The sequence below is a fragment of the Streptosporangium sp. NPDC049046 genome, assembly GCF_040649155.1.
In the GTDB taxonomy this organism is placed as follows: Bacteria; Actinomycetota; Actinomycetes; order Streptosporangiales; family Streptosporangiaceae; genus Streptosporangium.
Genome location: NZ_JBEZEZ010000019.1, coordinates 169,850 through 184,234 on the forward strand (window position 1 = coordinate 169,850; position 14,385 = coordinate 184,234).

Annotated in this window: 14 protein-coding genes; all 14 read right to left on the minus strand. The window is 70.2% G+C overall.

The genetic code is table 11. The features are described from left to right. Positions 1-32 precede the first annotated feature (32 nt). The gene (locus tag AB0B96_RS26365; protein ID WP_362902724.1) at positions 33-1,103 is read right to left on the minus strand and encodes a pyridoxal-phosphate dependent enzyme; all 1,071 of its coding nucleotides are present in this window, start codon (positions 1,101-1,103) and stop codon (positions 33-35) included. 19 nt (positions 1,104-1,122) lie between these two features. Next, entirely contained in the window at positions 1,123-1,830 is a 708-nt protein-coding gene (locus AB0B96_RS26370) for a restriction endonuclease (RefSeq protein WP_362902726.1), read from the minus strand. A gap of 241 nt (positions 1,831-2,071) precedes the next feature. Beyond that, positions 2,072-2,881, minus strand: a complete 810-nt coding sequence (locus AB0B96_RS26375; protein ID WP_362902728.1) for a thioesterase domain-containing protein — start codon at positions 2,879-2,881, stop codon at positions 2,072-2,074. Positions 2,882-3,330: 449 nt separating this feature from the next. Then, a complete protein-coding gene (locus tag AB0B96_RS26380) occupies positions 3,331-4,215 on the minus strand; it encodes an NAD(P)-binding domain-containing protein (RefSeq protein ID WP_350944371.1) in 885 nt (294 codons plus the stop codon). 474 nt (positions 4,216-4,689) lie between these two features. Continuing rightward, on the minus strand, positions 4,690-5,565 hold the full coding sequence (locus tag AB0B96_RS26385; protein WP_362902731.1) for a bile acid:sodium symporter: 876 nt from the start codon (positions 5,563-5,565) through the stop codon (positions 4,690-4,692). A gap of 76 nt (positions 5,566-5,641) precedes the next feature. Next, positions 5,642-6,967 (minus strand): Dyp-type peroxidase, encoded by a 1,326-nt coding sequence (locus AB0B96_RS26390; protein ID WP_362902733.1) that lies wholly within the window; start codon positions 6,965-6,967, stop codon positions 5,642-5,644. Positions 6,968-6,991: 24 nt separating this feature from the next. Then, complete coding sequence (locus AB0B96_RS26395) at positions 6,992-8,011, minus strand: hypothetical protein (protein ID WP_362902735.1); 1,020 nt, start codon at positions 8,009-8,011, stop codon at positions 6,992-6,994. A 55-nt stretch (positions 8,012-8,066) separates the two neighbouring features. After that, on the minus strand, positions 8,067-8,600 hold the full coding sequence (locus AB0B96_RS26400; RefSeq protein ID WP_362902737.1) for a hypothetical protein: 534 nt from the start codon (positions 8,598-8,600) through the stop codon (positions 8,067-8,069). 385 nt (positions 8,601-8,985) lie between these two features. Further along, on the minus strand, positions 8,986-10,395 hold the full coding sequence (hydA, locus tag AB0B96_RS26405; protein WP_362902739.1) for a dihydropyrimidinase: 1,410 nt from the start codon (positions 10,393-10,395) through the stop codon (positions 8,986-8,988). Next, on the minus strand, positions 10,392-10,796 hold the full coding sequence (locus tag AB0B96_RS26410) for a gamma-glutamylcyclotransferase (protein WP_362902741.1): 405 nt from the start codon (positions 10,794-10,796) through the stop codon (positions 10,392-10,394). Before AB0B96_RS26410 ends, hydA begins: the two co-directional genes overlap by 4 nt. Positions 10,797-10,806: 10 nt before the next feature. Then, a complete protein-coding gene (locus AB0B96_RS26415; protein ID WP_362902743.1) occupies positions 10,807-11,610 on the minus strand; it encodes an ATP-binding cassette domain-containing protein in 804 nt (267 codons plus the stop codon). Then, entirely contained in the window at positions 11,607-12,467 is an 861-nt protein-coding gene (locus AB0B96_RS26420) for an ABC transporter ATP-binding protein (protein ID WP_362902745.1), read from the minus strand. Before AB0B96_RS26420 ends, AB0B96_RS26415 begins: the two co-directional genes overlap by 4 nt. Next, positions 12,464-13,333, minus strand: a complete 870-nt coding sequence (locus AB0B96_RS26425) for an ABC transporter permease (RefSeq protein ID WP_362902747.1) — start codon at positions 13,331-13,333, stop codon at positions 12,464-12,466. The genes AB0B96_RS26420 and AB0B96_RS26425 overlap by 4 nt, the downstream gene beginning before the upstream one ends. Continuing rightward, positions 13,330-14,385: an ABC transporter permease gene (locus AB0B96_RS26430; RefSeq protein WP_362902749.1), complete on the minus strand. Its 1,056-nt coding sequence runs from the start codon at positions 14,383-14,385 to the stop codon at positions 13,330-13,332. The genes AB0B96_RS26425 and AB0B96_RS26430 overlap by 4 nt, the downstream gene beginning before the upstream one ends.

Sequence of the window (14,385 nt, forward strand, 5' to 3'; positions counted from 1 at the left end):
CGGCTCTACCATCCCAGCGCCGCCCGGCCTGATCACTTCGGGGTCGCCTCCGGTGTGGAATCCGGCCGCCAGGGCCCACCGTGGTCGAGCAGTCGTTCCAACCTCTCCGCGTACGGCCGCCAGTCCAGCCCCCTGTCCGCGGCCCAGGTGTCGTCGTGGCACGTTCGCAGATGGCGCGGATCGGCGTCGCCGAGCACGGTCACCACGTCACCTCCGACACCCTGGGCGCGCATGCGTGTGACCATCTCCAGCGCGCCCCACAGGTTCGTTCCGCTGGCGGGGCCGACCGGGGATCCGATGTCCCTGCGGACGCGGCGGGCCGCGGCCACACTCGCGGCGTCCGGTACGGGGACGACCAGGTCGACGAGGTCGGGGACGAACCCCGGCTCCAGGCGTGGCCGGCCGATCCCCTCGATCCGGGAGGGCATGCCCGTGCCGTAGTCGGCGGCGCCGCTCGCCCAGCCGGGGAAGTAGGCGGAGTTCTCGGGATCGACCACGGCCAGCCGTCCCGGCAGGTCATGGGTGCGCAGGTGGCGGCCGACGGCCGCGGAGGTGGCGCCGGTGCCCGCGCCGACCACGACCCAGCGCGGGCACTCCTCCAACTGCCCGAACAGCTCTTCGGCCAGGCTCCCTCCGCGCCAGTCGACGTCCGCCGCCGAGGTGTAGTGGTCCAGGTAGTGGCCGCCCACCCGCTCGGCCAGCTTCGCGGCCTCCGCGTAGATCGCGAGGGGCGGATCGACGTGCAGGCATCTCCCGCCCAGCCGTTCGACCCCCTCCCCGGACGACCTCTTCGGCATGACGGCGACATACGGCAGGCCGAGCAGCCGGGCGAAGTACGCCTGCGCGACGGCCATCGCGCCACCGGTGGCCTCCACCACGGTGGTGCCCTCCGTGATCAGGCCCGCGGTGATCGCCCGAGCGAAGAGCGCCCGCGCCAGCCGGTGCTTGAGGTTGCCCGTCGGCTGCGCGGACTCGTCCTTCAGCCACAGCCGCACCTCCCATCCGGCGGGCAGCGGGAACCGGCGCAGCGGTGTGGGAGGGGTCCGTTCCCTCTCGCCGTCCAGCTTCGCGATCGCCTCCACCGCCCACGTGCCACCACTCATGACGGCAATCTAGTGCGATTCACCGGTCTGACAGTGACCGAAAAATCCGCGGGGAACGGCCGAATGCGCGGCGCTCGGGCGGGGCGAGGGTGAAGGACCCGGTGAACCAGGCGGCGAGCAGCGCGCGGTCGATCAGCGTCAGGTCGGTGCCCGCCGCGTACTCCCTGGCAGGAGCCGTGAACGTCGCGGAGGTGACGAGCACACCGCGATGACCGGGGTAGGCGTGAAGCGCGCCGAGGAGGTCACGGATCTGGGGTGAACCGACCGAGGTGCCCCAGCGCTTGCACTGGATGACGAAGCGGTCGCCGCCGGGCGCGGTCGCGACGACGTCGACACCGCCGTCACCGCTGCCGCCGACCCTGCGCACCCCGCGAAAGCCCTCTCGCCGCAACAGAGCCTCGACGAGGGCCTCGAACCGGTCACCGGTCATCCGGTCGACGATCTCGAGGCGCGCGTTGACCTCCAGCCATTCCCGCTCCCGGGCCTCGATCACCCGATGACGCAGCAGGAGTGCCCCGGCCAGAGCCACGATCAGCGCGATCGTGCCACCGATCACCAGCGGCCAGTTGGCGATGACGACGTCGACGAGCCACATCCCGACCACGACGAGGGCGATGGCCGCGACCATCCACAGGAACGGGCCGCTGTCGTCCTTGCCCCGGCGTGATCTTCGCCCGCCGGAAGCCCGCCGTCGCGCCGTCCTGGCGGGTGTTCGTCGCCGTGCCATCGTGCACCTCCGGGGGACGAGGTCGGAACGTTGCCGCTGACCCTGCCGACTCTGACAACGGGCACCGACAATTTTCAGGGTGACGTGCCTGGGGCGGGCGTGCCTCAGGGGGAACGCGCTTCGGCGTAACCGGCGGACGTGGAATCACGTCGGCCGCGTCGGATGCGCCCCACCCGTGACGATGCCACGCCCCCTCCGTTCAGGGTCGAGGTCCGGAAGGGCGCGAAGTGTGCCGGGAACCTCACACGTTCCGGGGAGGAGCGGGCGAGTCCTCGGGGAGCGTCTCGCTCGCGCCCCCGACGCCGGCGAGGCGCTCCGCGATGTCGGTGACGAGTGCCGCCTCCCCGTCCTCCGGATGGCGGTGATCCCCGGGAAAGGTACGCAGCTCGAACCCGGAGGCCGCGACGCGGCTCCAGGCGCGCATCTCCCCGTGACTCACGCGCGGGTCTCCCGTCCCCAGGTAGCCGGTGATCGGAACGGTGACCGGCGGGGTGGACGCGGGCCGGTAGGCGTGCAGGAGGTCGTGGTCGGCCCGCAACGCGATCATCGCCAGGTCCATCAGCTCAGGAAAGCGCAGGAGCGTCGGGTCCGCGGCGGCGGCCCGCTGGGCGAGCTGACGGTCACCCACGGGGATCCTTCGCGCGTCGTCCGCGCACAGGTGCGGCGCCGCGTGCGCCGACACCAGCAGCGCCACCGGGGAGATCCGGTACTGTCCGGCGAGCCTGACCGCGACCTCGTACGCGACCACGGCGCCCATACCGTGCCCGAACAGGGCGAGCGGCCGATCCGCGAGAGGGAGCAGCGCCCGGCACACCTGGTCGGCGAGAGGTTCCATGCGGTCGATCGGTCGCTCGCCGACGCGATTCTGCCTGCCGGGGTAACACACGGCGGAGAGCTCGATGTCGGTGGGCAACAGGTCCTGCCACCCCTGGTAGGCGGTCGGGGCACCTCCGGCGTGGGGAAAACAGACGAGGCGCAGGCGAGGCTCGGCGAGCGGGCACTGCCTGCGCAACCACAGGCGGGAGCTCGCCGGGAGGGTCTTTTCGAGCATGTCCCACTCGGGGACGCCTGATTCGGGGACACCCGAACGTGGGATACCGAGATCGGGTCCGAGGACAACGGAATCCGACGTCCCGGAACCCGGGATGTCGAGGTCGGGTCCGAGAGCAACGGAACCCGAGGCTCCGGAGCCCGGAATACCGAGGTCGGGAGCGCTGGGATCAGGAGCTCCCGGACGGGGACGACCTGGCCTTCGAGGGCCGAGCTCCGGGCCCGCTGGACCGGGGCCGGGAAGGCCCGGGTCGGGACCGGGGATTCCGGAACCCGGGCCTCCGGGATCGGGGATTCCAGGACCGGGACCTCCGGGAGCAGGACCTCCAGGACCCGGGATTCCAGGACCGGGGACGGCCGGGTCGGGAAGGCCGGGGCCGGGAGCGCCCGGCCTCGGGAAACCGCGTCTCGCCCTGCCGTCAACCGGTTCGAACCCGTGCATGCTTCCCCTTAGCGGTTATGGACGGCCGCTCGGCGGCTACGGAACTGTTCGGTCAGCACCGCCACGTGCTCGCGCCGGTAGCCCTGCTCCATCGCCCTCAGCACGCGTTCGCGCATCACCGCGAGGTAGGACTGGTCGATCCCCGCCCGCTCCGCGATGCCCGCCAGGTTGTTGAGGACGTCCAGGTGCGAGGTGAGCGGGGCCTGTTCGAAGGTGTAGTCGCGGCGCGCGATGAGGCCGAGTCCGACGCAGATCGTGTTCCGGAAAGCGGGGTCGTAGAGCGGCACGGACTCCGCGAATTCGTGAAGGGGGACGCCGATGCTCTCCGCGATGGCCGAGCATTCGAGGAAACCGCTGAGGAACGCGTAGTGGAAGGCGCTGGAGACGACGTGGTATGCCTTGGCGTAGACGGGGTCGGCGCCCAGGCGCACCTGCTTGCCGGACAGCGCCTCGGTCACGCCCGCCAGTTTCTTGAAGTCCTCGGCCGCCCCGCTGTAGACGGTGAAGCAGTCTTCGGTGCCGATGGCGTCCGGGTAGTTGAGGATCGCGGCCTCCAGATATCTGCCTCCGGCGGCCTCCACCCGCTCGCGCAGGGGGGCGACGTCGTCGGGAACACCTCCGGCGCTCTGGACGACGAGCTTTCCGGAGAGGTCGGCCCCGGCCTCGTCGAGGACCGCGTGGGTGATCTCGTAGTTGAGAAGACACAGCAGCACGATCGGGGAGGTCTCGATCGCCTCGGCCACCGTCGCGTGGAGGTGAACGTCCCTTCCCGCGAGTCTCGCCGAGTGTTCCGGCGTACGGTTCCAGACCGAGACCTCCAGGCCGGAGTCGACGCAGGCCCGTACGATCGCGGAGCCGGTCACGCCGGTCCCGACGACCGTCACATCCGTCATGGCACCACTCCATCCTGGTGAAGGTCATGCCGACCCCGTCGACCTCGATGACGTCCGCCCGCTCGGCGAAGGTGTCGAACCGCCGTGCGGTGCCGAATGTAAGGCGAATTACGCCATTAGTCATAAATCGCCGGTCGCGCTAATACGTCGGCCGAGCGAAACATTAGCAGCGGACGCGGGAACAGTCGATGACCTCGAATATTTGGTTCCCACCATGCAAGGTCAACATTTCCACGGATATCAGCCTTGACGTCCCACCCTTTCGCCATAACGCCATCCTCCAGCAAAGGACATCAAAAACCACCCCCCTCGACTCTCCATTTTCAGGGGCCACAGGCATTCTGGCCACGCAAATCATCTGTTTCAAAACAAGGAATCAGCAAATATCGATATTCCTCCCAGATGAGTATTTATGCTCATCTGGGAGGTCGGTGACCCATGACCGGCAGGTGTCATGCGCCCCGTCCGGCCAGATCACCCGGTCCCGCCGCCGCCGGCCCGGTGGCGGCCGAGTACCGCGGCGATCGGCAGGGAGACGGCCAGGCCACTGAGCAAAAACGCGGCCAGTGCCCCCAGCACGGCCGGTGAATCGTCGAAGGCGAGACCGACGGCGGCCAGGGCCGGACCGACGTTGCGTACCGCTGTGACGCCTCCCATGGTGCTGCGGCGCTGCGGTGTGCCGGTGGCCAGCAGCGAGCCCGTGGCGAAGGCCGTGACGGCCAGGACGAATCCCGCCAGCAGGGTGCGTGAACCGGTCAGCGCGGCGATGTCTCGCCAGTTGCCCAGCAGCATGCCCGCCAGCACGATCAGGAACGACATGTTCGACACCGCCACCGCGGCCGGATGCCACGAGCGCGCCATGGCCGGCGCGTAGTGGCGCGTGATCAGCCCGACGGCGAACGGGATGAGCTGCAGGACGGCCACGGTCCGCACCAGGGCGGCGACGTCCAGGGAGACGCCCCCGCCGACGTTCGCCGCGGTGAGGACGACGTTGACCGTCGGACCGAAGGTGAGGCTGCCGACGGCGGCCAGCAGCACCTGCATCGCCGCGCCCGCGACCACGTCTCCCTTTTGAACCATGCCCAGCTTCGCCCCGAACGGCCCGCCCGGGGAGGAGGCGATCAGTACCGTCGCGACGAAGGCCGCCGTGGGCAGGCTGAACAGGGTGGCGACACCCCAGCCCAGCAACGGGACGGCGATCAGGTTGGCCGTCAGTGCGAGTACCAGCAGCAGGGGGGCGGTCAGGATCGCGCGTAGCGCCGGCAGAGTGGTTCCCAGGCCTGCGGCGAACATGGTGGCCGCGATGAAGATCACCGTGATCGCGGTGAGCAGCAGATGCAACGCGTCCATGATGCTCCCGCCTCGATGGCTTTCGCGGATGACCTGCCCGAAGCGGTGCCGTCCGTCTGTTCTGCCGGTTCTTTGATCAGTCTTCGAGGTCGCCGAGCCAGCGCAGGGCGCTCAGCGAGGGCAGAAAGCAGTACTCGCCGCCGCGCGTGACGACGAACCGCGGCAGACCCTGCAAACGTCGCCGCAGCGGCCTGCGGGGGATGGTGAAGTCGCCGGAGCCGATGACGGGGTCACGCGCGTCGCCCCCGCCGAAGAAGACGCCGTCGTTCAACCATTCGGACTGGACGAACTCGAACTGCCGTCCCAGGTGCGCGCCGATGAAGGCGAACATCAGGCCGCGGTCGGTCCCGTCGTCCTCCAGGACGCCGTCGGGCAGCGGCGGGCCGTAGACGGTGCCGCGCCGGATCATCCGGTGCAGCCGCGGCACGCCCGCCACCGCCGCGTCGCGGGGGTTGCCCCGGCGGATGTGACTGCCGCCGGGGGTGATGAAGCCCGCCGGGTCGTCCTGCCGATAGAGGAAGCTGTTGCGGTAGGGGTCGGTGTCGAGGGTGGGATCGTCGCGCTCCGGGCTGAGCGCGAGGGGCGCTCCGCTACGCCAGCGCCCCATGATCTTCGCCGCCAGCAGTTCCTCGTCCGCCGGATCGGCGGCGTTGTCCCGCAGGTAGCGGCGGAAGACGCCGACGCGCTGGTGGAGTTTACGGAAGGCCGCGTAGCTGCCGTTGCGTCCCAGCACCTCGGGCCGGAGGGTCTGGACGCCGCCGAGCTCGTCGGGGTAGCCGAGTATGAACTCTCCCGCCTTGAGCGGGACCTCCAGCGTGTTGGAGCCCGGAATGCCGCTGCCCTCGACGGCCGGGTGGCTGATGCCGTCGCGGTAGCCGAACGGTTCGGTCTCGGTGGGCAGCGCGTGGCAGTCCTGGCGCCAGATCGCGGTGATGCCGGGCAGCGCGTGGTAGGCGGGGCGGGCCCGGTCGATCGCCTCCCGCAGGCGGGCGCTGTCGGGGGCGAGGGCCACCAGCACCACGTGGACGTCGGGCGTGCCCAATGGCTTCTCCCAGTTCTCCGGGGCGCTGTCGCCGATGTCGCCCAGCGCTTCGGCGCGGGCGGCCATGCCCTGGCGGAACTCCCAGGCGAAGGTCTCCAGCGACTGCCGCGGCACGCCCAGTGCCGCCAGACCGTGATAGGTGAGCGCGACGCTGACCCAGGTCTCGCCCAGAGGGCTGACGGTGTCGGCGGCCGAGGTGACCACCGCGGCAAGGCGCCGTATCAGCTCCCGCCCGTGCGCGCGCTCATCGATGCGGAACAGGACGTAGGTCGCGGCGTACGGGCTCGGCCGGGGGCTGAGCACCCCACGCTGGATGTCGTGCAGGTCGAGTTCGGGTGCGATGTGGGTCTGTGCGGTCACGGCCGCCACCTGCCTTCCCGGGCGTTACCTCGCCGCGACGATGTTCTTCCAGAAGGTGCGCAGGCTCTCATCGCCGCCGAACAGCGAGCTGAAGATCGTGGAGTCGGCCAGCAGCACGTCGCCGGCCCGCTGTCCGCCGGGAGGCATCCACAGGAACATGTTGAACTCGGTGTTACCGGCTTCGGTGAACGGGTGCGGCGGCCTGGAGGGGTCGATCGGCTGCCTGCCCAGCACGTGGACGACGTCCGGCGCATCGGTCGTCACGGCGTAGTGCGGCAGGTGCATGTGGAAGTTGAAGGTGCTCACCCCCTCCAGCCACCCCTTGGTGTCAAGGTCCCGGTTGATCGACAGCGGTGCGATCTTCTTGTTTTCCTGTACGGCGGGCCGCAGCCCGTAGCGGTTTTCCACCGGCACGCCCAATCCGGCCATCAGGCCGCGGACGTAGCAGGCGAAACGCTGCTGCCGGGGCACCAGCGCATCACCGTGATGGTGGTATTCGGCGTCGCGCACGGCCAGATCGTCGGAGGCTCCGACGTCGTGGTGCGGCCCCAGCACCAGGCAGGTTCCCTCCCGGGACAGGAACTCCCGCAGCGCCTCGACCTCCCCGGGCTCGGCGTCCTGCCCGGTGACCATGTGGTCCAGGCCGAAGACGAACAAGGTGTCGGTGTCGGCCAGTACCCGCTCGTCCAGCACGGTGCGGAAACCGGCCTGGTCGATGCGCTGGTACACCGGCACGGGGTGGCCGGTGCTCTCCTCGACGAACTGCTGGAAGGGGGCCCAACCCCAGAAGAACAGCTCCAGCGCTCCGGCGATGCCCTGCTGGAAACACCGCGGATCAGACCAGCGGGGCTCCTCATAGGTCGGCCAGTTCACCCGCCGCACCTCGGTCATCGTGGAGAACCGGTTGTCGAGCTCGGCCGTGTTCCTGCCCGCCTCGGCCGGATAGCTCCACGACACGTAGATGCTCACCCGCCGCCCGCCGGGGGTGTAGGGGCGCGATGCGTGGTTCTGGTTGTAGACGCGGGCGGTTCTGGGCTGGCTCATCTGGCCTCCGATCGGCAGCGGGACACACCGGGCACCGGCCCGGCCTCCCCGGTCCTCACTGCATCTGGTCGAGCATCTCCGACAGGGCGCCCTTGATCCGCAACGCCTTCTTGATCTCGTCTGCGGTGACGTAGGGGTACTCCCCGTACTCGATGAAGCTGGGACAGTGGTGCTCGCGGACGAACCTGACGAACGCCTCCGGGTTGGTCTTCCAGTCCTCGGGGAAGCCCACGAGGTTCTCGAAGGTCGTGCTGACCCCCGACCGGCTGAACAGCGCGACGGCGTCCTCGGTGTACTTGTCGAAATCGGTGTCGAAGATCCCCTGATACATGAAGCGCCTGTCGTCGTCGAACAGCACCCAGCGCAGATAGTGCAGCTTCAGCGGTGCCAGCAGATGCGGATCGGCCTCCAGCGCCTTGGCCAGCGTGTGACCGTGGTTCCTGAGCGCCTCAGCCCGCCCCGGCTTGACGTCGGCGATGATCGTGAACCCGTAACACGCCGGGGTGCGCGGAAAGACGGGACCGTACTTGCCCTGTTCGAGGTGGTCGGTCTCCTTGGGGATGACCATCGCCTTGGGCGTGATGTCCATGCCTGCTCCTCCGTCACCAGCCAGGGGGGAGCAGGTCGAAAGCCGTCTGACCTGCAGAATTATCGCATACCGTCGGGTCTTCGGCCCGGCAGGCGCGGCCGGATCGGCTCACAGCGGCCATCCGTCGCGGGCAGCAGGGGCTCGATCCGTTGCCAAGGCCTTGTCGGTCGGCTCACCTCGTCGCACCACGAACGATGGTCCAACCGCATCCACCGTGATCATTTATCAGATATCACCTAGGGGCCTCTCACGCGCCTGTGCTGGAAAACCCGGTCCCCGGCACAGGCCGTACGGAGATCAGACGGCCTGCGAGGTCGCGGCCTCGGGGCGCGGGTCGGCGAGGCTCACGCCGGTGGGACCGCCTGTGTCGGGCATTTCGACGTCGTCACGGGGTCGTGCGCCCCAGTGCGGGGGTGAGCGAGATCGGCCCTGCGGACAGGTGCCGGCCTCGGGGGACGGGGTCGACCAGGATGCCGTCGTGGACCACCACCCGGCCGCCGACCAGGACGGTCCGCGGCCTGCCGGTGAGGGTCATGCCCTCGTACGGCGTGTAGTCCGTCGCCATGTGCAGGTCGCCGGCGCTCACCCGCCACCGGGCGGCCGGATCCCAGATCGCGATGTCGGCGTCCGAGCCCGGCATCAGCGTGCCCTTGCGCGGATACAGGCCGTTGGTCCTGGCCGGATTGGCGGCGGTCAGCTCGACGAACCGGGTGGCGGGCAGCCCGGCCCCGGCGACGTACTCGGAGAAGATCACCGGTAGCCGGGTCTCCACCCCGGGCAGGCCGTTGGGCATGGCCCGCACGTCGGTGCGCCGCGACTCCTTCTGCGCCACGTCGTAACAGCAGTGGTCGCTGCCGATGGTGGTGATCTCCCCGGTGAACAGGTGGCGTCCCAGCGCGTCGACCGCCTGGCGGGAGCGGAGCGGCGGGCAGCAGACGAACCGCTCGGGGGCGGGACCGTCATAGTTGCCGTCGTCCAGCACCAGGTGGTGGGCGACCGACTCGGTGAACGCCGGCACGCCGCGCCGCCTGGCCGCCGCCACCAGCTCGACCGCCTCGGCGGTGGACTGGTGCACGAAGTAGACCGGTGCCGACAACGACTCGGCGATGGCCAGCACCTCGGCCACCGAGGCGGTCTCGGCCAGTTCGGGACGGGTCGCGGCCATGTGCTCGGCGCCGATCCTGCCACTCGCCGCGCACCGCTCCTGGGTGTCCTCGACGATGTGGTTGGCCTCGCAGTGGATCACCACCATGCCGCCCAGGTCGCGCAGCGTCCTCATGGTCCGCAGGATGGTGTCCTCGCCCGCCATGGTCTCACCGCGGTAGGTGGTGAACATCTTCACCGTGGGCATGCCGTCCGCGACCAGCGCGCCGAGCTGGCCGGGCACGCTCTCGTCCCACTCCACGACGCAGGCGTGCAGGGCGCTGTCGCACAGGCCCCGATCGGCCTTGGCCCGCTGGGCGTACGCCGCGTCGGCGGGTGCCTGGCCTGGCCGTGGGATGGCGAAGTCCACGATCGTGGTGGTGCCGCCGAACACCGCGGCCGTCGTGCACGCGGTGTAGTCGTCGAGTGAGGTGAACTCGCCGGAGGTGAAGCCGACGTGGCAGTGCGGGTCCACCCCGCCCGGCATGACCAGCCGCCCGGTCGCGTCGACCTCGGCCGCGCCGCCCGGCGCGGGTGTGCCCGGCTCGGCCAGGGCGACGACGACGCCGCCCGCCACGAACACGTCGGCGGGAGCGGACCAGCCCGCCTCGACCACCGTGCCGCCTCGCACGACCAGCTCGGCGTCTCTCATCCGGTCGCGCCCTGCGTCCGGCCGGACGCGAGATAGGCGCGCCAGCCGCCGGCCGTACTGATGTCGGTGACCCCCGGCAGGCTCAGCGACTCGTCGCGCATCCGCATGGAGAGCGATCCGCTGCCGTCGGAGAGCTCGATCACGCTCAGCTCCAGTTCCTCGGGCTCGTTCGGCAGCAGATGCTCGCGCAGGATCCGGTAGCTCACCTCGTACAGCTCGCCGGGGACGACGTGCCCGTCGGAGGTCACCGGGTACAGGCCGGGGAACTCGTCGCGTACCGAGTAGAAACAGTAGCGGGGTGCGGTCTCGACGGGTCCGACGAACACCGCGCCGCTCAGCGCGGTGTTCAGGCTGCCGCCCGACATCGCCTGGCCGTTGACGAACATCCGCAGATTCTCCACGGGTCCTCCTTCAGTACTGGGGTTCGGCCGCGCGGCGGGCACGCTCGGCGGCGGGGTCGGGGATCGGGACGGCCGCCAGCAGCGACCGGGTGTAAGGGTGCTCCGGCGCCTCGTACACCTGCTCCCGGGTGCCGATCTCGGCGAGCCGTCCCTGCTCCAGGACCGCGATCCGGTCGCAGAGGTAGTAGACGACCGCCAGGTCGTGCGCGATGAACAGGATCGACAGGTTCAGCCGCAGCCGCAGGTCCCGGAGCAGGTTGAGCACCTGGGCCTGGACCGAGACGTCCAGGGAGGAGATCGGCTCGTCGCAGATGAGCAGCCGGGGCTCGACCGCGAGGGCTCTCGCGATGGCGATGCGCTGGCGCTGGCCTCCGGAAAACGACCTGGGGTAGCGGTCCAGGTGCTCGGCGGACATGCTCACCGTCTCCAGCAGGGTCGCCGCGCGCTCCCTGCGCCGGCGCCGGTCCGGTTCGAGGCCGTGCACGGCGAGTGGCTCCTCAAGCAGCTCGGCCACGGTCATCCGGGGGTTCAGCGACGAGTACGGGTCCTGGAACACCATCTGCATCTCGCGGCGCAGGGAGCGCAGTTCCCGGCGTCCGGCCGCCAGCACGTCGCGTCCGCCGAGTTCCACCCGGCCGGAGTCGGGTTGGGTCAGCCGCGCCACGCACCGCGCGGTGGTGGACTTTCCTGAGCCCGACTCCCCCACCAGGCCGAGCACCTCGCCCGGCATCATGTCGAAGGAGACGTCGTCCAGCACCCGCCTGCCCTCGAACGTCTTGACCAGGTTTCGCACCCGCAGCAGGGGCTCGCTCACGACGGGCTCACCGTTCCCTCCTCGGCCGTCTCCACCGCGGAGCCGATGGTGGCCAGCGGCCTGGACAGGTCTCCCCCGATCCTGGGCACGGCCGCGAGCAGCGCCCTGGTGTAGGGGTGCCGGGGCGCCGCGTAGATCTCCTCGACCGGGCCGCTCTCCACCGCCAGGCCGTGGCGCATCACCACCACCCGTTCGGCGAACCCGGCCACGATGCCCAGATCGTGGGTGATCAGCAGCACCGCCATGTCCCGCTCGTCGGCCAGCTCGTGCAGCAACCGCAGTACCTGTGCCTGGACCCGCACGTCGAGTGCGGTGGTCGGCTCGTCGGCGATGAGCAGCGCGGGTTCCGCGATGATCGCGATGGCGATCACCACCCGCTGCCGCATCCCGCCGGAGAACTGGTGAGGGTAGTCGTCGAAGCGCTGCTCGGCGTCGCGCACACCCAGCCTGGAGAGCAGCTCGACACCGCGCCGCCTGGCGACCTTCTTGGACACCCCTCGGATGACCAGCGGCTGCGTGATCTGCCAGCCGATCGTCATCACCGGGTTGAGCGAGGCGAGCGGGTCCTGGAAGACCAGGCCGACCCCCGAACCGCGGATCTCGCGCATCCGGCGCGGCGGCAGCGCCAGCAGGTCGGTGCCGTCCAGCTCGATCCGCCCGGACAGCGTGGCGTCGGCGTCCAGCCGCAGCACGGCACGCGCGGTGACCGACTTGCCGGAGCCCGACTCGCCGACCAGCGCGACCTTCTCGCCGCGGGCCAGTTCCAGGTCGACGCCGTGCACGACCTCCACCGGCCCCTCGGTCCCGGGAAAACTCGCCCGCAGATCTCGTACGGCGAGCAGTGGTGTGTCCTTCATCGGCCGGCCCCCTCGCGGATCGTCGGGTCGTTGCGCACCCGCAACCAGTCGCCCAGCAGGTTGAAGGAGATCGCGGTCAGCATGATGGCGAGGCCGGGGAAGGCCACCGCCCACCAGCCGTTGGTGAGGTTGTTGGCCGCCGCGGCGATCATCGCACCCCATTCGGCGGACGGCACCTGCGCGCCGACGCCGACGAAGGACAGGCCGGAGATGACCAGCATCACCGCGGCGACGTCCAGCGTGGTCTGCACGTACAGGGTGTTCAGCGCGTTGGGCAGGATGTGCCGGAAGACGAGACGGGTTCTGGAGACCCCGAGCATCCTGGCCGCGTCGACGTACTCGGCGTCCTTGACGTCGCGGACCAGCGTGCGCACCAGCCGCGCGTAGCCGGGCCACCAGGTGAGGGAGAGGGCGATCACCGCGGACTGCAGGCCCGAGCCGAGCGCGGCGGCCAGGCCGAGGGCCAGGATGATCGACGGGAGCGAGAGGCCGATGTCGGTGATTCGCATCAGCACCTCGTCGACGACCTTCCCGCCGAGGGCCGCGACCGTACCGATCACGGTCCCGATCAGCGCCGCGGCGACGATCACGATCATCGTGGCGGGCAGGGTGACCCGCGCGCCGGACAGCACCCGGCTGAGCACGTCACGGCCGCTGGCGTCGGTGCCGAACCAGTGGTCGCCCGAGGGGGGCAGCAGAGCCTTGGACAGGTCGACCGCGTAGGGGTCGTGCGGCGCGATCAACGGCCCGATGACGGCGAGGACCACCATCGCCACGGCCACCGTCACCGCGACGCGCTCGACGATCGGGACGCGGGGCAGGCTACGGCGGCGCGTGCCGGCGTGCGCCGTGGCGCCGGCGCTCACGCGTTCACCTCCGCGAGAGAGGGTACGGCCGGCTCGCCCGTGCGGCGCTTCGTCCTGCGCAGCCGTGGGTTGAGCCAGAGCTGGACCAGGTCCACGGCGATGTTCGCCACCACGAAGACCACTCCGATCACGAGAACCGTGCCGATCACGGTGTAGAGGTCGCTCTGCAGGACGGCGGCGACCGCCTGGGCGCCGATGCCGGTCCTGCCGAAGATGGATTCCACCAGGACCGTGGAACCGAGCATCCAGCCGAGTTGCATGCCGAGAATCGTGCTCGCCGGGACCATGGCGTTGCGCAGGCCGTGCCGTACCACCACACGGAGTTCCGAGGCGCCGGTCGCCCTGGCCAGCGTGATGTAGTCGGAGTCCAGCGTGGTGATCATCGAGGAACGCACCGTGCGGGCCACCACCGCGACGAACGAGGCGGCCAGGGTGAGGGCGGGGAGTACCAGGTGTTGCAGGGCGTCGCCGAAGGCGGCCAGGTTCCCGCTGAGCAGCGCGTCCAGCGAGGTCATCCCGGTGATCCTCGGCACGTCCTGGCCGAAGGCGAGCTGGCCGGTCAGCGGCAGCAGCCTGAGTTCCGCGGCGAAGACGAGCTGAAGCATGAGTCCCAGCCAGAAGACCGGGACCGCCGCGCCCAGCAGGGCGATGAGCCGGGCCGCGATGTCGGCCGACCCGCCTCGGCGGTAGGCGGCGTACACGCCCAGCGGTACCGCCACCACGACGTTGATCGCCATCGCGGCGAGCACGAGTTCCACCGAGGAGGGCAGCATGGCCGAGATGTCGTCGAGCACGGGCCGCTGGGTGAACACCGAGATGCCCAGGTCGCCGTGGAGCAGCCGGTCCAGATACCCCGTGAACTGATGCCACAGCGGCTGGTCGAGGCCGAGCTCGATCCGTACCCGTGCCACCTGTTCGGCGGTCGCGTTACGCCCCGCGGCGGTCCTGGCCGGGTCGCCGGGCAGTACCTGGGTCATCAGAAAGGTGACGACGGCCAGGCCTGCCAGAACGACGACGCTGGTCACGAGCCGCCGTAGCAGGAAACGAGCCAT